At 38.0% G+C, this 23,410-nt stretch carries 19 protein-coding genes and 1 pseudogene; 9 read left to right on the top strand and 11 right to left on the bottom strand.

What is annotated here, in order from left to right; translation table 11 throughout:
• Positions 1-45: 45 nt before the first annotated feature.
• Complete coding sequence (locus ABVT42_RS10515) at positions 46-648, bottom strand: anthranilate synthase component II (RefSeq protein ID WP_353896748.1); 603 nt, start codon at positions 646-648, stop codon at positions 46-48.
• Between the two features lie 171 nt (positions 649-819).
• The gene (gene rpe, locus ABVT42_RS10510; RefSeq protein ID WP_353896749.1) at positions 820-1,497 is read right to left on the bottom strand and encodes a ribulose-phosphate 3-epimerase; all 678 of its coding nucleotides are present in this window, start codon (positions 1,495-1,497) and stop codon (positions 820-822) included.
• A gap of 373 nt (positions 1,498-1,870) precedes the next feature.
• On the opposite strand from rpe, the gene ABVT42_RS10505 reads away from it, so the two are divergent.
• The 5 genes from ABVT42_RS10505 to rsgA all read left to right on the top strand — a co-directional run bounded on the left by ABVT42_RS10505 (position 1,871) and on the right by rsgA (position 9,288).
• Entirely contained in the window at positions 1,871-2,503 is a 633-nt protein-coding gene (locus ABVT42_RS10505; protein ID WP_353896750.1) for a zinc metalloprotease, read from the top strand.
• Between the two features lie 95 nt (positions 2,504-2,598).
• Positions 2,599-3,114 (top strand): HvfX family Cu-binding RiPP maturation protein, encoded by a 516-nt coding sequence (locus tag ABVT42_RS10500; RefSeq protein ID WP_353896751.1) that lies wholly within the window; start codon positions 2,599-2,601, stop codon positions 3,112-3,114.
• A gap of 580 nt (positions 3,115-3,694) precedes the next feature.
• Complete coding sequence (locus tag ABVT42_RS10495) at positions 3,695-6,514, top strand: 2-oxoglutarate dehydrogenase E1 component (RefSeq protein WP_353896752.1); 2,820 nt, start codon at positions 3,695-3,697, stop codon at positions 6,512-6,514.
• A gap of 69 nt (positions 6,515-6,583) precedes the next feature.
• Positions 6,584-7,798, top strand: coding sequence for a 2-oxoglutarate dehydrogenase complex dihydrolipoyllysine-residue succinyltransferase (gene odhB / locus ABVT42_RS10490; RefSeq protein WP_353896753.1), 1,215 nt, complete (start codon positions 6,584-6,586; stop codon positions 7,796-7,798).
• A 449-nt stretch (positions 7,799-8,247) separates the two neighbouring features.
• Positions 8,248-9,288 (top strand): ribosome small subunit-dependent GTPase A, encoded by a 1,041-nt coding sequence (rsgA, locus tag ABVT42_RS10485; RefSeq protein ID WP_353896754.1) that lies wholly within the window; start codon positions 8,248-8,250, stop codon positions 9,286-9,288.
• A gap of 47 nt (positions 9,289-9,335) precedes the next feature.
• Here rsgA and ABVT42_RS10480 read toward each other — a convergent pair whose 3' ends face one another.
• The 3 genes from ABVT42_RS10480 to ABVT42_RS10470 are packed head-to-tail and all read right to left on the bottom strand — an operon-like array spanning position 9,336 to position 11,246.
• On the bottom strand, positions 9,336-9,734 hold the full coding sequence (locus ABVT42_RS10480; protein WP_353896755.1) for a VOC family protein: 399 nt from the start codon (positions 9,732-9,734) through the stop codon (positions 9,336-9,338).
• A gap of 52 nt (positions 9,735-9,786) precedes the next feature.
• Positions 9,787-10,599 carry a DUF6597 domain-containing transcriptional factor gene (locus ABVT42_RS10475; RefSeq protein ID WP_353896756.1) on the bottom strand — a complete coding sequence of 271 codons (813 nt, stop codon included), beginning with the start codon at positions 10,597-10,599 and terminating at the stop codon, positions 9,787-9,789.
• A 29-nt stretch (positions 10,600-10,628) separates the two neighbouring features.
• Positions 10,629-11,246 (bottom strand): pyridoxamine 5'-phosphate oxidase family protein, encoded by a 618-nt coding sequence (locus ABVT42_RS10470; RefSeq protein ID WP_353896757.1) that lies wholly within the window; start codon positions 11,244-11,246, stop codon positions 10,629-10,631.
• Between the two features lie 222 nt (positions 11,247-11,468).
• Between ABVT42_RS10470 and ABVT42_RS10465 the strand changes: the two genes are divergently transcribed.
• Positions 11,469-11,837 carry a hypothetical protein gene (locus ABVT42_RS10465; RefSeq protein WP_353896758.1) on the top strand — a complete coding sequence of 123 codons (369 nt, stop codon included), beginning with the start codon at positions 11,469-11,471 and terminating at the stop codon, positions 11,835-11,837.
• 221 nt (positions 11,838-12,058) lie between these two features.
• Positions 12,059-12,862 (top strand): hypothetical protein, encoded by an 804-nt coding sequence (locus ABVT42_RS10460; protein WP_353896759.1) that lies wholly within the window; start codon positions 12,059-12,061, stop codon positions 12,860-12,862.
• Between the two features lie 74 nt (positions 12,863-12,936).
• Here the strand turns inward: ABVT42_RS10460 and ABVT42_RS10455 are convergent, their stop codons facing one another.
• From ABVT42_RS10455 to ABVT42_RS10440, 4 genes are all read right to left on the bottom strand, one after another.
• On the bottom strand, positions 12,937-14,610 hold the full coding sequence (locus tag ABVT42_RS10455) for a methyl-accepting chemotaxis protein (protein WP_353896760.1): 1,674 nt from the start codon (positions 14,608-14,610) through the stop codon (positions 12,937-12,939).
• A 300-nt stretch (positions 14,611-14,910) separates the two neighbouring features.
• Positions 14,911-16,683: a pre-peptidase C-terminal domain-containing protein gene (locus ABVT42_RS10450; protein WP_353896761.1), complete on the bottom strand. Its 1,773-nt coding sequence runs from the start codon at positions 16,681-16,683 to the stop codon at positions 14,911-14,913.
• Positions 16,684-17,025: 342 nt separating this feature from the next.
• Positions 17,026-17,559 (bottom strand): response regulator transcription factor, encoded by a 534-nt coding sequence (locus tag ABVT42_RS10445; RefSeq protein WP_353896762.1) that lies wholly within the window; start codon positions 17,557-17,559, stop codon positions 17,026-17,028.
• Positions 17,556-18,863 carry an ATP-binding protein gene (locus tag ABVT42_RS10440; protein WP_353896763.1) on the bottom strand — a complete coding sequence of 436 codons (1,308 nt, stop codon included), beginning with the start codon at positions 18,861-18,863 and terminating at the stop codon, positions 17,556-17,558. The genes ABVT42_RS10445 and ABVT42_RS10440 overlap by 4 nt, the downstream gene beginning before the upstream one ends.
• A 675-nt stretch (positions 18,864-19,538) precedes the next feature.
• On the opposite strand from ABVT42_RS10440, the pseudogene ABVT42_RS10435 reads away from it, so the two are divergent.
• Positions 19,539-20,517 (top strand): annotated as a pseudogene (locus ABVT42_RS10435) (IS3 family transposase); the annotation flags it as partial.
• A gap of 564 nt (positions 20,518-21,081) precedes the next feature.
• A complete protein-coding gene (locus tag ABVT42_RS10430; protein ID WP_353897029.1) occupies positions 21,082-21,579 on the top strand; it encodes an acyl-CoA thioesterase in 498 nt (165 codons plus the stop codon).
• A gap of 105 nt (positions 21,580-21,684) precedes the next feature.
• Here the strand turns inward: ABVT42_RS10430 and ABVT42_RS10425 are convergent, their stop codons facing one another.
• Both ABVT42_RS10425 and ABVT42_RS10420 read right to left on the bottom strand, forming a co-directional pair.
• Positions 21,685-21,876 (bottom strand): DUF1289 domain-containing protein, encoded by a 192-nt coding sequence (locus ABVT42_RS10425; RefSeq protein WP_353897030.1) that lies wholly within the window; start codon positions 21,874-21,876, stop codon positions 21,685-21,687.
• Positions 21,877-22,099: 223 nt separating this feature from the next.
• Positions 22,100-23,380 carry a hypothetical protein gene (locus ABVT42_RS10420; RefSeq protein WP_353897031.1) on the bottom strand — a complete coding sequence of 427 codons (1,281 nt, stop codon included), beginning with the start codon at positions 23,378-23,380 and terminating at the stop codon, positions 22,100-22,102.
• Positions 23,381-23,410: the final 30 nt, after the last annotated feature.

Genomic DNA, 23,410 nt, shown 5'->3' with positions numbered 1-23,410 from the left:
GACGGCCTAATTTTAGTCAAGAGTATCTGCTTAACTTAATGAAGATTAATGCATCAAAAATTTTTCAAGCATTGTCAAGCCATACTCAGATAAAACCGACTCTGGATGAAATTGGACACCTTCAATCGGCAACGTCTTATGGCGTATTCCCATAATATACTCGAGCTGTCCGGTACTGTTTTCGGTCCAGGCAGTTATTTGCAGACAATCGGGTAAATTGGTTTCATCTAGTACTAATGAATGATAACGCGTAACTCGAAAACCTTGAGGTAGTCCATTAAAAATGCCTTGATTATTGTGCAAAATGGCAGAAGTTTTTCCATGCATGACCTGCTTTGCTCTAATCACTTTGCCACCAAAAACCTGGCCGATTGCTTGATGTCCAAGGCAAACGCCCAAGATAGGATATCGATTTTGGAATTTTTCAATTATAGATAGCGATAACCCAGCCTCTGAGGGTGTTTTCGGGCCGGGCGAAATCACAATGTGTGAAGGCCCGATTTGTGAAACTTCATCGAGTGACAATTCATCATTACGCTTAACCACAACTTGCGCATTCAATTGTTGCAAATAGTGCACCAGGTTAAAGGTAAACGAATCATAATTGTCGACCATTAAAATCCGCTTATGTGGTGTGGGGTATTTCATTATTGACTGGCTATATTGACTTTAAAGAGAAAAACTTCAACTCATTAATTCTATTAGATTAATTAAAGCTCATCGTCGAGCGGTAAAAATCAGGCTGACATTACCAACTATTTGTTGATCACTTAGTCTATATTATGCTGTTACCGCACGATGCAGGCTTACTTAACCGAATCAGCTCTGTGTCGCTTGAACAATATTGGCTTTCATTGCTTGAATGGTCGCAGCATAATCCTCAGTATTAAAAATCGCTGAACCAGCGACAAACGTATCGGCACCTGCGGCTGAAATTTCACCAATATTATCCGTTTTAACACCACCATCAACTTCAAGTCGAATATCAAAACCACTTTGATCAATCAATGCTCTTACCTGACGAAGCTTTTCAAGTGTATGTGGAATAAAGGATTGACCACCAAATCCAGGATTAACTGACATCAGCAAAATCACATCCAATTTGTCCATCACATGCTCAAGATGATGCAAGCTAGTGGCAGGATTTAATACTAATCCTGCTTGGCAACCCGAATCTTTGATTAATTGCAAACTTCGATCAACATGCTCACTAGCTTCTGGATGAAAAGTGATTATAGATGCGCCTGCTTTGGCAAAGTCAGGAATAATGCGATCAACCGGCTTAACCATCAAGTGCACATCAATTGGCGCGGTAATACCGTAGTCACGTAACGCCTGACATACCATGGGACCAATTGTCAGATTGGGTACGTAATGATTATCCATAACATCAAAGTGCACCCAATCCGCACCAGCTTGAATGACATTAGTGACTTCTTCCCCCAATCGGGCAAAGTCAGCAGATAAAATTGAAGGAGCGATAACAGTTGATTGCATGGAATTTATCTCAAAATCTGTAATATGCTGACAATTTTATAAGAATGAGTTAGATGTTGCATCGTTTTTTCCATACTACACCTGCGCATTTCGCGAAAAATCAATGAGGTTTACCGCAAAATAATTATTTTTTGCAGCAAAAATAGCACCATTTAACCGCACAAACCTGAATAATGCCAAAGCTCTACACATTCAAAGCATCAATTGTGATGTATAATTCGAGCTAATTATTGTTTTGTTTATCGGGGAGATTTTAACATCACCCGCGACTTTAGCTAATAACCATTAAATCACTGTGTTTTATCGAATATTCATCGTTATATTACTATTTACTCACCACACTGTGTTTAGTGCAGTTTTAGTAAAATCAAAAATGTGGCCGAAAAACAGCACCTTAAATGTTGTTTTTATTGATGGCACCACAGAGCAAAAAGCTGTAGTAAAACGATATGCGCCGTTGTGGACGGAGAACTCAAGTTTACAGCTTGCCTTTTTCGACAGTCTTGCACACGCCCCCAAGTACAGTCATATTCGCATTAGTTTTCAATCTCATACGGGTTCGATTTTAGGTAATCATGGCGATCTGGTCGATCAGGCGCCCACTTTGCAACTGGCAGAGCTTAACCGGCTTAGCTTGGAATCTGAACGCGCAAAACGCTTGATTTTACATGAATTTGGTCACGCACTTGGCTTTGAACACGAATTTAGAAACCCATTATGGCCCTATCAATACTCACCAATAGAAAAACAAATCAGTGAGTGCACACCTCGGCTACAAGCGATAGGATTCAATGCTCAAGATGCGACAATAAGGTGTCGTGAAATTAATCAGATGCTAGAACCCGAATTAATTAATGCGACAATTTTTGATGAATTTTCAATCATGAATTACCCTTTAACCATTCCTATCAATCGTCAACAAAATAAAACGATTAAAGCAACCAGCCAACTTTCGATACTTGATAAATTGGCAATGGAGCGCTGGTACGGAAAAAAGACGCAATAATCAAATTGTTATGGAATTATCCTTGCGGCTGAAACATTTATCCAACTGAAACATCTGTATAGACAGATAATTGATTCACTTGAGGTAATTTTAATATGATCAACTGGCTGTCATTTTGGCAAAACATAACCCGAACTCTTGAAAATTTGGGAGATTGGGGGGCATTGTTATTTTTAAGGCTCATATTAGCTTGGGAATTTTATGAAGCAGGTATCACTAAACTTAATGGAGAAAACTGGTTTGACAATATTCAGCAGAATTTTCCTTTTCCATTTAACTCAATCTCAACAGATGTCAGCTGGTTTTTAGCAACTTGGGTAGAGATTCTTGGCGGCATTGGATTGGCTTTAGGCTTACTCACTCGTTTTTGGTCTCTAAGCTTAATGGTGTTAACTGTTATCGCTATTTTAGGTGTTCATTGGCCCGAACAATGGCAAGGTTTAGATGAATTATTTAAAGGATATGCCATTTCAGATAAGGGGTTTGGTAACTACAAATTGCCATTAATTTTTTTAGTCATGCTGATACCCTTACTTTTAAAAGGGTCGGGTAAATTATCAGCAGATTATGTTTTCTATCGGTTGCTGAAACTGAACAAATCCCCGCAATAAAATTCAATGATTCCGCAGAGTTAATTTTTAAATTTTATTCCGTTCCAAGTTGAAGCAGTCTGAAACAATCACAGACCTCAGACTGCCGATAATTCTTTTGCAATTCATCTAATTATTTTTGTTTAATTTGCTGCCCCGACACTTTTAAAAATCATTATTCCCCGTAAACATTCAAATAAATAACGCTCGTTCCGTTAATTGATAGTCATCATGAAAAATTTCAGGGGATTTATACCATTTATTGTTGGATCTTCATCGATTAACCAGTTAGGATCGCGAAAAACTGGTGTGTATCGAGACGCCATTGTTGTTCTAAAATAAATAATTTAATAAAACATGATGTTAACCAATAAAAATCTGAAAACAGCAACCCTAAAATTTAAAAATAAAATTTATATCATAACCCGCATTTTATTCTAAATTTACGAATTTTGATGAATTTTAAAACGATTTTCGAGCTTTTTCACAAATGCTGCCTACAATAGTAAAAATAAACGGATCTTTTGCTGATAAGCCACGGAAACTGCCAAAATTTTAATAATACTCAGACTACTAACAGAAAAAAATCCAGAGAAAAAAAATGCAAGAAAAGTACATTGATCGGATGCAAAGAACCAGCCATCTTTCTGGTGGCAGTGTCTCTTACGTAGAGGAACTCTATGAACAGTATCTCGAATCAAAAGAGTCAGTCTCTGAAGAATGGCGTGACTATTTTGATTCATTAGTTAATGGTTCCGCTACAACCGACCAAGATATCTCACACCAGCAAATTAAACAGCAGTTCTTTGAACTGGCCCAAAAGAAAAAAGTTTCCGGTACGGTTTCTCTGGAACATGAAACTAAGCAGGTTGGGGTATTGGAATTAATCGAATCCTATCGAGTCAGAGGCCATCAAAAAGCCAGTCTTGATCCATTAGGGTTAATGGAGCGTCGTCAGGTTGCTGATTTAAAATTATCTCATCATGGCTTGTCAGATCTTGATTTATCAACCCAGTTTCAAACACAGACACTGTATTTCGGTAAAGAAACCGCCACGTTAAAAGAAATTATCGACGGTTTAAACAAAACTTATTGCTCTTCAATTGGTGCTGAATTTATGCATATTGTGAGCAGTCGTGAGAAAAAATGGTTTCAGCAACGTCTGGAGTCCGTTCAATCTCATCCTGCTTATGACAAAGAAACTAAAATGGGATTGTTTGATCGACTCATGGCCGCGGAAAGCCTTGAAAAATATCTTGGCGCAAAATATCCAGGAGCTAAGCGCTTTGGCCTGGAAGGTGGTGAAAGTCTCATTCCAATTGTCGATCAGCTTATTCAAAAAGCCGGAATGTATGAGTCTAAAGAAGTCGTTATTGGGATGGCTCACCGAGGTCGATTAAATGTTCTGGTAAACATATTAGGTAAAAAAACCGGTATTTTAATGGCTGAGTTCGAAGGAACAGCGGAGCATGGGCTCGGTTCAGGCGATGTGAAATACCACCAAGGCTATTCATCGAATGTAATGACGCCAGGTGGTGAAGTTCATTTGGCCATGGCTTTTAACCCCAGCCATCTGGAAATTGTCTCTCCAGTTGTTCAGGGTTCGGTTCGCGCACGTCAAAACAAGCGTAAAGATAAAACCGGTGACACTGTTATGCCAATTATCATTCATGGTGACGCGGCATTTTCTGGGCAGGGCGTTGTCATGGAAACCCTACAGATGTCTCAAACCAGAGCCTACAAAACAGGCGGTACGGTTCATATAATTGTTAATAATCAGGTGGGATTTACCACCAGCCGCAAAGATGATGCCCGTTCGACAGAATACTGTACCGATGTAGCAAAAGTCGTTGAGGCACCTATTTTACATGTCAATGCTGACGATCCTGAAGCCGTGTTGTTTGTCAGCCAGTTAGCAGCGGATTATCGCTATAAATTTAAAAAAGACATCGTCATTGATTTAGTGTGTTATCGCCGACGGGGCCATAATGAGGCCGACGAACCCTCGGGTACGCAACCTTTGATGTATAACATTATTAAAAAATTACCGAGTGTATTTTCTCAATATAGCAGTCAATTAATTGAGGAAAATCATACCAATACTGCCGAAGTTAACCAGCATATCGAAGCCTATCGTGCCAAACTGGATAAAGGTGAAAGTGTGGTAAAAACGCTGGTCGATAACCCCGACAAAGCACTGTTTTTCGATTGGACGCCTCACTTAGGTCATACTTGGCATTCCGATGGTGATACCACTTATGATAAACAAGAACTGGTAAAAATGGCCCATGAGTTTTGCTCAGTTCCTGAAGGATTCGCTCTGCAACGCCAAGTTAAAAAGGTCATCGATGATCGACTCAAAATGGCCAACGAAGAAATCGCGGTTAACTGGGGATTTGCCGAAACATTAGCTTATGCATCCATTTTGAGACAAGGTCACGCGGTACGACTTACAGGCCAGGATGTTGGGCGCGGCACTTTTTCGCATCGTCATGCGGCACTTCATGATCAAAAAACCGGGGAAACCTATATTCCACTGCAACATTTAAGCAATATTGAAAAGACATTCAAAATCTACGACTCTTTTCTGTCTGAATTAGCGGTACTTGCATTTGAATATGGTTATGCAACCACCAATCCATCAACAATGGTTATCTGGGAGGCCCAATTTGGTGACTTCGCAAATGGCGCGCAAATTGTGATTGATCAATTTATTACCAGTGGTGAACACAAATGGGGGCGTTTGTGTGGTTTAACACTATTATTACCACATGGATACGAAGGGCAAGGACCAGAGCACTCTTCAGCCCGACTCGAACGTTTTTTACAACTCAGTGCAGAGGAAAATATTCAGGTCTGTGTACCAACCACACCGGCACAGATTTTCCATTTGCTGCGTCGTCAAATTATTCGCCCTTTACGTCGTCCACTTGTGGTAATGTCTCCCAAAAGTTTACTTCGCCATAAAGAAGCAGTCTCATCAATGGATGATTTGGCCAATGGTCGATTCCATAACGTTATTCCAGAAATAGAATCAATTAAACCAGAAAAAGTCACTCGCCTCATTTTATGTAGTGGACGGGTTTATTACGATTTACTCGAAAATCGTCGCGCATCTGGTGCTGAACACATTGCAATTGTCAGAATTGAGCAACTTTATCCCTTCCCTGAGGATGATTTATATAATGCAATCAAGCAGTATAAAAATCTGGAAACTGTTGTCTGGTGTCAGGAAGAACCGAAAAATCAGGGAGCATGGTTTAGTACACGACATCATTTAAAAGATGCGGTTACACGACATATTAAAAAGTTAAAAGTACATTTTGCAGGTCGAGAAGCGTCTGCGGCTCCTGCAGCTGGTTATATTGCACTGCACGTAAAACAGTTAAAAGAGTTTATCGATCAGGCAATTAATGGCTGATAATCAAGAATTCGTTTATTGTATTTAAAATTGTAAAAATTAAAAAATTTAGACCCTAAAGGAACCAATATGGCTACCGAACTCAAAGCCCCTACATTTCCCGAATCTGTGGCAGACGGCACTGTGGTTACCTGGCATAAACAGCCAGGTGAATCTTTCCAGCGTGAAGAAGTGATCGTTGAAATTGAAACTGACAAAGTTGTGTTTGAAGTTAATGCACCAGCCGATGGCGTATTAAAGAAAATAACCAAAGACGAAGGGGATACCGTTCTTTCTGGTGGAACAATTGGTGAATATGAAGCAGGCGCAGTAAGCTCAGAGCCAACAGAGTCAGCTTCAAGTGATGAGTCAGAAGAATCAGGTCATAGTGATTCAAATGATTCAGCAGTCAGTCCCGCTATTCGTAAATTACTCAATGAGTATGAAATTGATGCAGCACTGATCAAAGGTTCAGGTAAAAATGGTCGTATCGTTAAAGAAGATGTGATGGCTTATATCGAAAACCGTTCAGCACCTAAACCTGCGCCAGCACAACCAACAACCTCACAATCGCCTGCAACTCAGTCTCCTGCAACGTTAGGCGAGCGCTTTGAGCGACGTGAACCAATGTCACGCTTACGTGCCAAAATAGCCTCTCGTCTGGTTGAAGCGCAGCATAATATGGCCATGTTAACTACTTTTAACGAAATTAACATGAAGCCAATCATGGACTTACGTAAAAAGTATAAAGATGACTTTGAAAAGCGTCACAATGTACGACTGGGCTTCATGTCATTTTTTGTACGCGCATCAGTTGAAGCACTAAAGCGCTTTCCTGCGGTTAATGCGTCGATTGATGGTACCGATATTATCTATCACAGCTATCAGGATGTTGGGGTTGCAGTCTCATCACCGAGAGGTCTTGTTGTACCCGTATTACGTAATGTCGACAACATGAGTCTGGCCGAAATCGAAAGTGGCATCCGCGAATATGGCGAAAAAGCCGGTAGTGGCAAATTAGCAATGGATGACATGTTAGGTGGTACTTTTACCGTATCTAACGGCGGTGTTTTTGGCTCATTAATGTCAACACCTATTGTTAACCCGCCACAAACGGCTATTTTAGGTATGCACAAGATCCAGGAACGACCAATGGCAGTTAATGGACAAGTCGTTATTTTGCCAATGATGTACTTGGCATTATCATATGACCATCGTTTAATTGATGGTAAAGAAGCCGTTGGTTTTCTAGTGACAATCAAAGAGCTACTAGAAGAACCAGAGCGCCTACTATTAGGCCTATAGTTAGTTAAGCCATCTTTGTAACTAACTAATATAAAACGGTTATCTGCCGCATTTTGCTAATCTGTATAAGGTACAGATTGGTGAATGCGGCTTTTTATTATCTCTCCGAATAGACCTAACAAAATAGACTACCATCGTGCTAACAGCTATGCTAAATTTAGCCGTTAATCAATTAAGTAGCGAGGTATTTTGATGATTGTTGTGAACCTGTCCAACTGGGCAGTGGCAAAACAGTGTAACCGTCATCAGTTTAATCACCGATAACCTGTCAGATTAGTAAACACTGACTGTTATTTATTGGTTAAATTTTTATCATTTATAACCAACCTGGCTAATAAAGTTTCAGTTGCTATTGGTTTTAAATTACCTGTCACCACTGAACCCGGTATTTCATTCAAGGCACTAGCCTATTCAATAAAATACATAACGCAATGCGTTAAGGGTTTATTATGCTAAATCATCAATTTTTAACATCACTTGGCTGGAATCCATTTTTTCAACAGCAGCTTTCGTTACATGAATGGGAACACTACTTGCCTGCGCGTGTGACTCAACAACACAAAAACAGTCTAAAAGTTGAAACATCAGAAGGTGAAATCAACCTGCCAATCATGCCGTCAATGCCAGCAATTACGGTGGGCGATTGGCTGTTAATCGATACACAAAGTGCCTTTCTACGATTATTAGAGCGCCAAAATTGTTTTAAACGCAAGGCTGCTGGTGTGCAAAGTGCTGAGCAATTAATCGCTGCCAATATTGATACGGCATTTATTGTGTGTTCACTCAATCATGATTTTAACCTTAATCGAATTGAACGCTATCTCAGTTTAATTCATGAAACGCAGGCCGAAGCAGTGGTCGTTTTAACGAAAAAGGACTGTGTCGATGAGTATACCGGACAACTCGAACAAGTGAGACAACTGGCACCCAATATCAATGTGGTCGCCATCAACGGGCTAAAGCCAGACTGTATTGATTTGCTGTCTCCGTGGGTACGCACAGGAAAAACGATTGTTATGTTGGGCTCTTCTGGCAGTGGTAAATCAACCTTAAGCAATCAATTATTAAAACAACCAATTCAGCAAACAGCGGGGATTCGCGAACAAGATTCAAAAGGGCGGCATATCACCACGAGCCGTTCATTGTTTTTACTTCCGGACGGCGGTTTATTGATAGATACGCCTGGAATGCGTGAATTACAGTTATTTGATTGTGAAAACGGCGTTTCGGCAACATTTGCCGATATTACTGAATTGGCATTGCTATGCCGGTTCAGTGACTGTCAGCACCAACAAGAACCAGGTTGTGCCGTGAAAAAAGCGATTGATTCTGGAGAACTAGAGGCTCGGCGATTAAAAAGCTACCAGAAACTTCACCGCGAACAACAGCATAATCACGCAGACTTAGCAGAGAAAAGGGCAAAAGACAAACAACTAACTCAGTTTTATGCTAAAACCCAGCGTGATGCGAGAAAAAATAAGCGAGGATAAATTATCCTCGCAACTATCATTTAGGAATTAACACCTTAATGTCGTAATTATGCTTGTGCAGCATCCAGGTGCTGCACAATATCAATATTGACACCAGCCGGATCAGTCACCATAAAGTGAACCTGCCCCCAAACTTCATGTTTTAATGACATGGCAATTGTTAAGTTTAATTGCTGTGCTTGCTCGAATGCCGCTGTGGCATCTTTCACTTCAAAAGAAATGACATAGCCTTCTGGCACCATAGCTTTACGCAAAAATTCTGGTTGAGACTCTAAGTCGGGCATCAAAAAACCAAGCTGAATATTGCCGTCTGCTGAAACCATATGTAAATAGAATTCTGTATCAAAAAAAACAGTATTAAACCCGAATAGCGTTTCATAAAATTGTTTTACACGGGCCAATGCCGTTGTTGTCACAACAGGAAAAGCTGTCTGGATAGCAATCATTATTTGTACCTCTTTTAAACTTTAGTTAACAAGTCAGCAATAGAATGCCAGCTTATTTAATATCGTTATTGTACAAAACGGACAAATTCATAATGGCTGTAGGCGTAAGCCCAGATAACAGTTTAAACTCTTTGATGAAATGTGACTGATCATAATAATAAGTCATCCAATTCGTAGCATTGTGACAAGAATTCATAACCCTTAACGTTTGCTGAAATCGAATAACCCTGGCAAAATCTCGAGGAGAAACCCCCAGATAAAGTTGACTCAAACGCCTGAGTTGTCGAGATGAAAGACCAAATTCGGCACATTGTCGATTTGATAAGCTCACTCTGGAAGAAATATTTTGCTGACAATAACCCATATAGCGCACCAAACGCTTATCAAACTGATTCTGACACATTTTCATTAGCAATATTCCGGATAGGCGCTCACAAATGTCATCAAAAGTATTTGCCTTACCAATATTATCCTGCAATTGTGCTAATAGATCAGACCTTACCAATTCATTAGCCAGCAAACCATTTTCATGATTTCCCCAGCTTCCTACAGGCTCCCGAATCAAGCCATGTTGACCAAGCAGTCGAAATCGAATGCCTAAATACGTACAAGGTCCATGCAAATCAAACACGATCGATGACATAAAAGGCGCAATTAAATATGAGTATTCGGGACAATTGACGTTAGTTATCCAGTCGACACAATTATCGGGCAGGCTTCGATAACAATAATTACCTTCTGGCACATCAAGTAACCAAAAGTGTTCGATCCATTGATTAAGTGGCGCGCTTACGGGATATAGCCGATAAGCATTAGTTAAAGAAACCCTCCCCTGAGTGGTAATGTAATCAAAATTAGTAGTCATAAACAATCAAGTAAAATCACCGAAAGACATCAGTAAATTGTTTTCTTCAAATGTTCAGGATACTCGTCATCATAAGCAGCCCCATCAAACTTAATCCCATGTCGTTCTGCAAAATATTTCACCATATCACCAGCAGAAGGTAATTCGTTTCGTTCACCATAAGTCGTTGCATCCCAAATTTTTGAGCGAGCAATTGCTTTTTGACATTGGAAAAAAACTCTATCAACTTTAATCTTCAATACGCTACTGGCTGGCTTACCCTGCATTGAAAATAACTGACAGAGTTCCTTATCGATCAATATTTCAGCTCGCCCACTGACTCGAATAGATTCACCCACATTCGGTACTAAAAAAATAACGCCGACTTTGGGGTTAGCGATAATATTTCGATAAGAATCTAATCGATTATTACCACGCCGATCAGGTATTAATAAATGTTTTTCATCCAGCACTTTAACAAATCCTGCTGGATCGCCTTTGGGAGAGCAATCAACACCTTTTTCACCATAAGTCGCTAAAATCAAAAAAGGGGATGCTTCAATAAACTGCTGGTAATGGGTGCTGATATAATCAATTTCTTTCCAATAAGCCCGCTCAACAGCTTTGCCATATACTGATTCCAATTGCTCAATTGAGGTGATTTTCATAAGACAATAACCCTAGCGTTATCGGGAATTTGATTCAGATTAACGTGTTCAACAAAATGATGCAAACACTTCGCGATGCAAAACTAAGATTTCAATGTTGTACTAAATCTCTTGATTTTGATGAATAAAAGATGATTCACGCATAACATTAAAAATTCAATGGATATATTCAATCAAACATTTGCTAAGCTTGCATTATCAATGGCTTCTTGAGCAACATTCATGTCAGACTCGAATATCACAAAAATGTCACCAAATCAGTTAGCCAGTCTCCAAAACTGGATTCAGTTTTTTGCAAATATTCACCAAGCCCACATCGTCGAACTGGATATCATGCTACTGCTTATTGGTGCAGATGACGGTGCATATCTCACTCTGATTCATACGGCTGGAGGCAAAAATGTTGAATATCGATTAAATACCGAAAGCAAACGAAAGCCGCTTGCTGCTTTAATTCATTGGCTAGATAACTTTGGCTATCAAATCGAATCGTTGATTGAACTGATTAAACAACTCGAATATACCTCTTATGAGGATATGCAAGTAGCTCGCTATCGCGGAATGGAGATCTGGAAAAAAGAAAGCATCTAACTCAGTCAGCAAATACCCAGTTTGTTTCAAACCAAAGCAGAGTGTTTTGCTAACAGGGTGCCAGTGATGATGCCTACCTCCCAAATAAATCAAATTTATTTAGCCACAACTGTATTAATCCCTTTATAAAGCACACGATGAGATTGCTGTTAACTATTTAAAAAATCAATGAATATTGATTTAAATTTATTAAAAATGCTTTATTATTTGTGAAAATAATTATGTCAATCATTCAATCGGGAAATTTAACCTTGCAACAATTAAAAAAACTTCAATCGCTTAATTTTAAACATGCCCCGACTGAAACCATTTGTTTTAATGATGGACAATTAAGGTTTAGATCACCAATAACATCAGATTCCACACTCTATAAATCTATTTTACCCAGCGAGCTAACAGCACAAGATGATTCATTTGATGGTGGATTCCAGGTTGTTTACCAAAATTGCTGGCACTTTAAACCCTGGATTGGTTATTGGAAATTTCCTGGCTATATGATTTTATCCATTTCCAGTTGGCAACATCCTCAAACCAATGGTCAGCTATCCAGCCACATCCTACTACAAAAAGCACAATCCAAATTTGAGCAAATTGCCAGCCTTGCGGAAGATGGTTTAACAACAGCTTTTAACTTTAAGAAGTCAGGTTTATTTTGCCGACTTACTATTCCATCTTCAGAAGATGATTATCAGGCTTTTCAGCATAACAATCTGATTTGGCTTTATGGCAAACAAACCAATGATACTTACACCGAACAAAGTTTTTATTATGCCGCGATTAATCCACAACAAATCATTCGAATTAGGTTTGAACGTATTTTAATGATTGGTAAAAAAAGGCCAGAGTTTCATCAATGTAATCTTGAACACGTCTGGGAACAAGCAGAAAAATCTTTTATGAAACATTGTCATTTTCAGTCTGAAAACTTTTCACTCGCCAAACAACAAGCGTTATGGAAAAACTACCAAGGCACAATACACAAAAAAGGCGCAACACAAAAATCAGCATCGCATCATTTAGATTAAACAATTAAACATACAAAATCTTCAATGAAGCGCTTCAATATTTATAATGTCTGCATCTGATATTTACAATAACATTACAGTTTAAAGCGTTTTAGTTCGGTTGTCAGATTGGTTGTATTTTGCTGTACCACACTTAATAATTCGGCAATGTCACTAATTTCATTCATAGAATCATTTGCTAAGGTTCTTAACGCCACAATATTTCGATCCATTTCATTTGATGTGGTACTTTGTTGCTCCATTGCCGCAGCGATACTTTCTACCGCTTGCGAAACAATATTCTCCAGTTTCATCGCATCATGTAAATGTACATTTACTTCTTCAATGATCAACTGGGTATCTGCCGCTTTTTCACAACCTTTTGTCACACGCAGTTCAGCTTTACCCGCCATTGATTGCAGATTTTCAACGGTACTTTGAATTTCACTAATTGATTCTTGTGTACGATGTGCCAGCGCTCGAACCTCATCAGCAACAACCGCAAAACCACGTCCTTGCTCTCCGGCTCTGGCCGCTTCAATTGCCGCATTGAGTGCGAGCAAATTGGTCTGTTCGGCAATCGATTTAATTACATCCAACACCACGCCAATCTGATCGCTTTGTGAACGTAACTCTGAAATCACACCACCAATATTTATCATTTCGCTATTGAGTTGCTGAACATGTGTTACTGTAGATTGCATTTGATTGGTCGACTCGCGCAATTGGCGATCCGTTTCTTTAGTATTATGCGCCGCTTGCTCGGTATTTTCGCATATTTCTTTAATGCTACAGCTCACCTCATTAATGGCCGTTGCAATCATATCAGACTGTTCCTGCTGGGCTTTAATTTTACTAATAATATTTTGAGTTTTTGCCTGCACATTATCGTTTGATGATTCGACGCCACTGGCAGCATGAATAACTTTTCTTACAATATTACGGAATGACGATAAAAAAGAATTAAAATTACCGGCCATTTTTCCCATCTCATCATCACCGCCAACTTTTATCTGCGTAGTTAAATCACCTTCACCATCGGCAAGTTCACTAATAACCTTGTTTAATGCGGCAGTTCTCTGTAAAACCATATTATTAAACAGGAAATAGAGCATCAAAATTATTGCCAGCGTTATTACTACGGTTCCCGTTACTATCACCACACGTGACTGCGATGAAATCTGATAGACATCATTTATTGGCTTAATGACTTCTAATACTCCTCGCACTTGTCCAAGCTGCCAATCTGTTTTTGGTGTCCCCGGGTAAGCATTATGACAGTCTACGCAAGCTTGCGACTGCATGGTATCGGCAACAGCAACACGAATGTACGGCTGCCCATTCATTTCTACCTCTTCAATATAAGTCTGTTTGGGATTTGCGGAAAGATTTTTCCAGGCCTTTTTCTGAAAGGCATCAAGCCGGCGATCAACTCGATTTGGAAACGGAAAAGGACTATATAATTTTATTTCTGTGCCTTTATCCATCAGTATTTCACTTAAGTCTTGAATTAATGTCGCAGGCAATGGGATCGCATTTTGATCGGTTTTGTGATTAAAGTGGGGTTTCATTCCAAAGGCTTTAGCTTTACTCACAACATTATTTGTGTAGTAACTGCGTAGAACCTTAAACTGAGTTACTAATTTTTTAGCATCTTCTTTTTTTGCATCAACCATTGATGCTTCGGATAGACTTGGCAAAAAAATAGCAATTGAAAAAGCAAGTAACGTCAGGAGTAACACTACAGGCACCAGAAATTTTTTTAACATTTGGTAAAGCCTCGATAACTCAAAGTTTCTTTTTAGTATAGTTAAAAAAAGTTCTAGTGAAGGATTTAGTTATAGTTATTTGAAATATAAATTTGTTTTAGAGATTTTATTCAATAATAAAATTATGGGCATTAACAATGCTGGTCAAATTATTCTGGTTTAAACAAGGCACCACCCAGTATGAACCATACAAACAACTGCCAAATTTAAAAAGGGAAAAATAAAATAGGCAAAATAAAAAATCGCTTGAGCATCTCTACTCAAGCGATTTCACCAATTAACAAAAGGTTGTGAGTAAAACTAGTTCGCTTTTACATTAATTGATACACCAGAAGCGGCAGAGTAACCATATAAGTCAATATACCATGTACCAGAAGCCGGTGAATTAAATGTACAGGTTTCGCTGTTACCATTTTTATAAGGGCGACAATCCCAATTATTTGAAGTAGATTGAGATCCGTGGTTAACATATAAGTCAGCATCTCCAGTACCACCTGACATGGTTACCGTGAATGTTGAATAGCCTGCAGCTAATTCCTGAGTATAACGTTTCCAGGTTCCTTGATTAACGGATATATTGTTAACCGTTTCATCAATCGGGTTATTCCCTGGATCACTGCCACCGTAACTGGCAATTAATGAAACACCAGAGAAACTGCTATATGCTTTCACTCTGACATAATAAGTTCCACCCGAGTTACTTCCGGTACAGCTTTCATTATTGCCACTTTTATAGGGACGGCAATCATAGCTGCTATCAGTTGGTTTAGAACCAAATTTAACATACATATCGGCATCACCTGTACCACCGCTCATATCGAACTTGATATTGCTGGCACCAGCAGGAACTTTGAATATATAGTTAAGTTCACTCCCCTGATTAGCACTTAAACCGGTTTTGGCTACCCCGTTTTGCAGTTCACTTGGGGTTGGATCTGGATCGGGACCCGGATCACTACCAACGCCGGGATTATTTAATGCCGTACCCGCGCAATTCTTTTGACCATTGGGACTCTCCAGCCAAAATCGATTACAGTTAGTATCATAATTACTGGTTCCAACATTGACTCTAAATCCTGACAAACGCACATCTTGCAATGATACAAATGAACCATTACGTTTTAAACTGAAATGCTGATGCGGACCAGTTGATGATCCCCCCTGACATAACGCCTGGTTTTTGTTACTCGCCATATTAGCAATACTTTGATTGCGATTAACCGATTGGTTATTTGAAAGCTGAATATTGTCAAGATGATAGTACTGTGTGGACCAACCGTCGGCATGAATGATTTCCATATTACAGCTTGAGTGTACTTTTACTGTTCCAGGCGCTGCTGCTTTTACCCACAAATGTGAAAGATTACTTCCCCACTGACCACCATTGTGCAAGTCTAATGAAGAATATACAGTACCACTACCGGTATTAGAGTGTGCTCCCCCATAACGCCAACTATCGCCTACTGGATAAGGTAATTGCAGATAGTTTGATGGCGGTACTGCCATTATTGAAGGATTTTGCTGTGAATTAAGTGAGCTACTGGAAGTTAGATTATCAGAAAACAATTTATGATAAGTTTCTGCAAAGGTCTCTGAAGTTGACTTGCCAGATTCACTTGCGGAGAGTTGTTGGTCGCCAAGTAATTGGGCTATCGAAGAGGTATTCGCAGCTTGCAGGCTACCATTGTCTCGGTTTTGATAGTAGATACCCGCAAGTTTCATAGCCACATCACGTGTTTGTTCACGAAAACTCGTTTCAGCAGAAAGCTCACCAAATGGTTGTGAAATTGATTGACTATTCTCATTACTGACTAATCCCGTTTTAAATTCGATCAAACTGATTAGTACTTTTGGACTGATACTACTGTAACCAGCCCAATGTGAAATAGTTTCAGCATAGGGGGCTAAATGTGGAGCACGATCATTTAGATAGTTTTCAATGTTGAAATTGAACATTTGATCGTAAGAATAAATTAAATCCTGTTCAGATAAAATCTGATTGTCAGCTTGAGCATTAAAACTCAAGGTAACTATTAGCGCCACAGACCCTAGTAGTTTTTTTGTTTTTAGCATTGGAATGTTCCTCATTGAGAGTTTATTCATAAGTCTATTTTTATGTTAAGTGTTATTAAAATCTGAGCTACCCGGTAAAATCTCAGATGCCCCATAGATTAATCCAGCAAATGAAGCAATTCAAATGAGACAAACCAATTAGGTAATATTTTACATATCCCAATAAGTAGAAAAGGGGACTAGTTAGAAAAATAAATCTATTTATTTTTGTACAAGATAAAAACTATGAAGGTATAAATGAGCGGACTTTGCAGGTAAGTAGTCAACAACCAAATTGATATAAAAGTGAATTAGAGTGCTAAAATTGGCGAAACCAAGTTGTTAATATTCACATTTTTTAATTTATGTCCTCGCCGGTTTTTTTGCCAATTTTCGTTGTAATGTTCGGCGATGCATACCAAGTGAACGAGCGGCCGCGGAAATATTGCCATCGTTATCCATCAATACTTTTTGTATATGCTCCCATTCCAAACGTTCTACCGACATTGGCTGAGTATTAATGGGTGTATTCTCACCTGACTCATCTTTATTAATTTGCGACAAGATTTCACGAGCGGTAATTGGTTTTGCCAAATAGTCATCGGCACCTAACTTAATCGCTTCTACTGCAGTCGAAATACTGGCATAACCAGTTAATAATATAATCCGGCACTGCAAGTTTAATTGTTTTATTTTTTTTATCCATCTAAGTCCAGAGTCAGCTTCGAGTTTTAGGTCGAGCAAAATAATGGGTTGGGGATTTTGCTCAATACACGCCGACGCTTGCTCAGGGTGAGGAAAATGTCGTACATTACAACCATATCGAATCAGGCTGCGCGACAGTACTTCACGGTAAGTGAGATCATCATCAATAATAATAATTAAGTTTGAATTCACGAAAACTCCTTAATAGGCAAATATACTTGAGTAATAGTCCCACCTTCTGCTGATTGTAAAATTTTAACATTACCACCAACACGTTCGATACTGGCATTGGTTAAAAACAACCCCCATCCCAGCCCATCTTGTTTATTTGTTTCCTGAATATTATGATTAATTGATTCTTTAATATCATCAGAAAAACCTTCACCAAAATCAGTAATTTCTATCATTAATGCACTTTTTTCAGTTTTAACACGCATTTCAACTAAATCTTGCTGATTAGCCAAACTGGCATCTGCAGCGTTATTCAATAAATTTGTCAAAGCCTGTTCAACACTGATGGATAGCCAATAAGAAATATTGGGTAATGATGGATGCCATTCGCACTTTAATTTAATTTGCGGACGATAAACCAACCAGCGTTCAGTCATCAGTTCAAACTGTGTAACCAAATTCATTTTATTGTTATATATATTATTTTCTTGTTGTTTGCCAAGCTGCTGGCGCAAATCGCGACTTCGATCACTAAGTGACTGAATAATTTGGCGGCAATTACCAATTTGACTTGCTAACAAAGTCATATCATCATGAATGTCCTTTTGAAGATTTTGATAAATTAAATCATCAACAATAATCGCCATTGTTGACAGAGGTGTACCTAGTTCATGCGCCGCACTGGCAGACATAATCCCTAAACTTAAAATTTGCTCATCTTTTAATTGCTTTTCACGAAACATTTGCATTTTTTTTTCTTGCTGTACTAATACTCGGCGCGATAGTAAACCAAAGAACGCAATAAGAATCACAGTAAGCAAAAAATTCACCCACATTCCTGCAAGATGTATATGAAATGAAGCGAGCGGGCTGGAGTCACCCAGCTCAAGTGGGCGCTGATATAAATTTAAGAGAGAGTAAAAAACCATGTTGGCTAACACAACGATTATCAAATTACGCGGTGTTAACATAAATGCACCTAGTGCAACATAAAGCAGTAAAAGATAAATAAAGGGATTGTTGGCACCACCAGAATAATAAATCAAACTGGCTAGAATCATCGAATCTAATAGCAGTATCGCCGTCAACAAATTATCGGATATCTGAGCTCTATTTTTAAGTTTTTGATAACTAAACCACTGAAAAAAAACTTCGCCGCCAACAATCGACAATAGCCAGTTTAATGGCAAGATAATATCGAAATACCAGGAAGAAAAAAAAATCAGTGATAATTGACCACTAATTGCAATCAGTCGAACGCGATTTAAGATGCTTAAATTTTCTTGGTTAGAATAAATTGACGATAAATTTAATGTTGGTGACATTGTGAGTAAAACTTCTCGGTTAATTTTGCAGCTTAATTGTAAAAGCCATATTAAACTATGTATATAGCAAGCACTTTAATTTCAACTATCATAAATAATTTGATCTAAATATGATTAGTAAATGTTGAAAGGATAAGTTTTTAAAATTTATAGATAGCAAATAGATAGACAAACTATTTTACAAGGCGCATCTTTAAAAGAGCTATCGTTTTAACTTAACTGTTATCCTATCGACTTAACGGAGGTAATTTTACCTGATGCCCAACATATCGCTAATGCGGCAATTTGACGCATGTATATTTTATTAGCCTGAATTTATTGTTGACAATAAAATAATCCCAACATATTGACATGCTGCTGTTTTAGATACCATCCTAGCTAATTATTGAAGTCAAGTCTCACATTGACCTAACTAAACAAAGAGAGCCGCAACTATCTAATCTCTCTTGCATAAATAGATACAATTTAATCACTTTTCACTTAAATTAATAAAAACTCGAATTATTAACGGATAAATCGCAATATTTTTGATAAAAAGCTTATCGGGTTTTCTTATCTTTAGCAAATCTTAAAACTTGACTGACTAAACTATCAGTTAAAATATAAAAATCTGATCTTGCCCTGATTTGACGGACACCTTATTTAATTGGATAAAATATCCGAAGAGGTGTTTATATGTCAAAGAAACAAAGAAGAAGTTTTACTAAAGTATTCAAAATAGAAGCGGTGAAGCTTGCCAATAGTTCTGATAAAACAATGGAGCAAATAGCAAGAGAGCTAGATATTGCCTCAACCATGCTTTATAACTGGCGTAAAAAGTATGCTGAGCCATTATCCGACACAGTGGAAAAAGACAGTTCGCTAACACCAGAGCAACTCAAGATTAAGCAACTAGAACTGGAAAATGCTCGTTTGCGAGAAGAACGGGACATATTAAAAAAGGCGACAGCATTCTTTGCTAACGAGCCGAAGTGAAGTATGCGTTTATTGAAAAACAACGACTCTTTCATTCAGTTAGCCGATTGTGTCAGATGCTAAGCGTGTCTCGCCACGTATTCATGCACAATTCAAAAGGGAGGGTATCTCTGTGAGTCGTAAACGAGTTGCTCGCATCATGCGAGAGTTAGGGTTAAGAGCTAAAAGTAAACGGCGCTTTAAAGCCACCACGAACAGTCGGCATAACAAGCCTGTTGCTCCCAATTTATTAGCACGTCAGTTTTCACCTATTCGAGCTGATATTGCTTAGGCAGCCGATATTACTTATATATGGACCGATGAAGGATGGCTTTATCTAGCAACGGTGATTGATTTGCACTCACGAAAAATCATAGGTTGGTCGATGTCTGAACGCATGCAAACAAAGCTTGTTCTTGATGCACTGAAAATGGCGATTAAAGCTCGTCAACCACAACCGAACTTAATTTATCATTCGGATAGAGGTATGCAATATGCCAGTGAAGACTATCAGTCGGTTCTTACGGAAAATGGTATTCGATGCTCGATGAGTGCTAAAGGTGACTGTTATGATAATGCGGTAATGGAAAGTTTTTATCACTCATTAAAAAATGAATTGGTGTACCATCATGAGCGTTATCGAACTCGAGAAAAAGCTAAGCAGAGCATTTTTGATTACATCGAAGTGTTCTATAATCGGTAACGACTTCACTCAACACTAGGCTATCAATCGCCTGCAGAGTTTGAAGCCGTTGCTTAACAAAGTGTCCGTGAAAATGGATCAAGATCACTCCAGACTTGTTGCAACTAAGTCAACTTAAGCAGTTTCATTTTAATTAAAAGAATATTCTTTTAAACAAAATCCACTTAAGTTGAATTTATCTTATAGCTTCGATATATTTGAGTAAACATTATTGTTGAGATTATTAAAAATTAATCGCTACTAAATATAAGCTTAATTAATTTAACATACACTTAAAGGTTAAAATTTATTTTCGCTATTTATATGTTAATTTATTAAATCAATTTATCTCTTAAATTTTTTATTTTAGTAGTTTTCAAATTTAAAGATAAAAACCATTGTTTTAATTTTATTTTATTTAAATATTTTTAATAATATAGCATCTGCCAAAAGCAGCTTAATATTATCTATACTGAGCAAATTAATTTATTTGAATAGTGCTTTATATTTATTCTAATTTTTAGTATAACTACAAGCGATTAATGAGTACTGTAAAATTTATTGGATTAAAGGTCAAAGTTCATGTCAGAAAACAGAGCCCGAAAAAAAGCAGAAGAAATGATTAATTGGAATCTGGTTTTTCCTAATCAGGCAAACCCCAGCGGAAATATGTTTGGTGGTGATGTTTTAGCTATTATGGACACCACTGCAGCGATGGCCGCAAAACGCTTTAGCGAAAGAGAAGTCTCTACTGTAACAGTTGAAGCGGTTCATTTTGCCAAACCGATAATGGTGGGTGATAATATCAAAACTACCGCAAAAGTTGTTGCAGTGGGTAATACTTCAATGATTGTAAAAGCTGATGTCTATCGGGATATAGGCAATAACAAGCTCATGCGGTGTGTTAGCGCTTATTTAAATTTTGTCGCCTTCGACTATCAACGACATCCAACCCAAGTACCGTTACTTGACTTGGAGGACGATGATATTATTGCTAACAAAATTGCACTGACAATTAAAGCTAATGCACAACAACGTCAGGATGCAATTAACCAACTATTAAAAGCAAATGAAGGCTAAGGATTTTATTCGCACTGTTACTTGTTAGGGAAAAAAAATAACGGTAACATCTAATCATTAATTTATAGTTGTTATTAAGTTGCACCGGTTGATAGCTTCAAATACTTATAAATGCTTTTTCTGTTGTTTCCTTTGCGAGCAGTTTTTAAGTATTTGCTCTCGCTTTTGATTATCAGCGCCATGCCAACCGGTAATTTCATCGATATGACGATGACATCCAACACAGACATCTTGCTCATCCAAACAACACTGACTGATACAGGGAGACGGTATTGTATTAGCTGACGGTTCAGTCATAATATTATTCTCTTTAAATTCATAAGACCTCGAATACATCAAACATAGATATAATATGCTTAATAATATACTTAAAAATATAAAGCCAATTATTACCAATAATTGTGACCTAAGTTTAAATTAATTGGCAATAACATACTCATTGCCAATTAATCATGACTGCGTAATCCTTTAAATATTTTTAAAAATACATTTATTAAACGATTCAATCACATTAAATCATTTATTCACTTAATGTTTTGGGTAAACGAGGAGAAGAAAGTAGTTGAGAAAAACGTTGCCACCGTCCTTCACGCGATTGATCATCACCTGAGTCAACCCACTTTTTAACGAGATCTTTTCCCCAATTATAGTTAATAACATAGGCCCCATAAGTATCAACAAAACGTACACGCTGTTTAGCTTTTTGCTCACTCATCAAGGTATATTTTTGAAACATTGATTGTGCTTCATCACTATTAATTTTTCCATTTCGATAAAGTCGTGCAACTTCGTTCCCAGCGTAACTTAGCTGGCTCAATAATTCAGTCACTTGTATATGCTTATCAGCGGTTGCTGGATTAAGCCCAGCAAGCGGATAGAGAATTTTTTTCTCAAACTCGGCTTTTTCTTCATTTGGAAAAGCCATTTCAATACCAAAATTAGCACTTCCTTCTGCAATTAACGACTGCGGGCTAAATAGTGGATAAACCGAAAATTCAACCCAACCTTGCTTGTGAAAAAGATTTTCTTCAAGTAAGCCATTGTAGGTATGATGTCCGGGATAACCTTCATGACAACCAAGATCAACCGCTCTGGAAATATCAACAGGCAATTCAGTATTTAACTGTATAAGTGACTGTCCATTTCCTTGATACCAGTTATACCCACTCCAAGGTTTATCCGTTACATATTCTAACGAAAAATTTTCATTTTCTAGCAGGTTAATATATTTTTTGGTTCTTTCTCGGCACTCTTTTATGGCGGCTTCAAATACCCTTTCTAATTTTTCAGTAGGAATTTCATAGCTTTCTTTAAACTGGGCAACCCGTTCAGCCAAAGGCGCTTTACCAGGGAGTAACTGATTTAATTTTTTTAATATGGGTTCAAACTCTGATAGTGCCTTTTTGGGCGGTACCGTGTTATAAAGCAACTCAGCTTCTTTATCAAACTCATATTGGATATTATTATTCAACATTGTCGCACGGCTAATTAATGAATTGATTTGAATGTTTAAATAAGCCAGCCGTAGTGCTGACAATTCATCACTGGCCTTTTGCTTGACTAACTCACTTAAAATTATTTTACCGGCTTTGATAACCGTCGTCAGGCTAATTTGATTTTTGTTAGCAGCTTCACGCCATTCTTTGGGACCATAATAAGCATCAATATAGTTTTTATCATGCTCACCAACGGCTAGAGCTAATTGAACGTATTGTTCAGCAATTTCATTAACGATTGTTGAAGCCTGTACAACTTGTGATAGGGTGAAAGTTAAAAAAAGGGCGAGTAGTTTTTTAATCATTACTTCTTCTCTTTGTTTAAATTTTTTATT

The organism is Aliikangiella maris, assembly GCF_040719265.1.
In the GTDB taxonomy this organism is placed as follows: domain Bacteria; phylum Pseudomonadota; class Gammaproteobacteria; order Enterobacterales; family Kangiellaceae; genus Aliikangiella; species Aliikangiella maris.
Note: the sequence above shows the minus strand (reverse complement) of the source record. Positions and strands in the feature narration are given on the sequence as shown.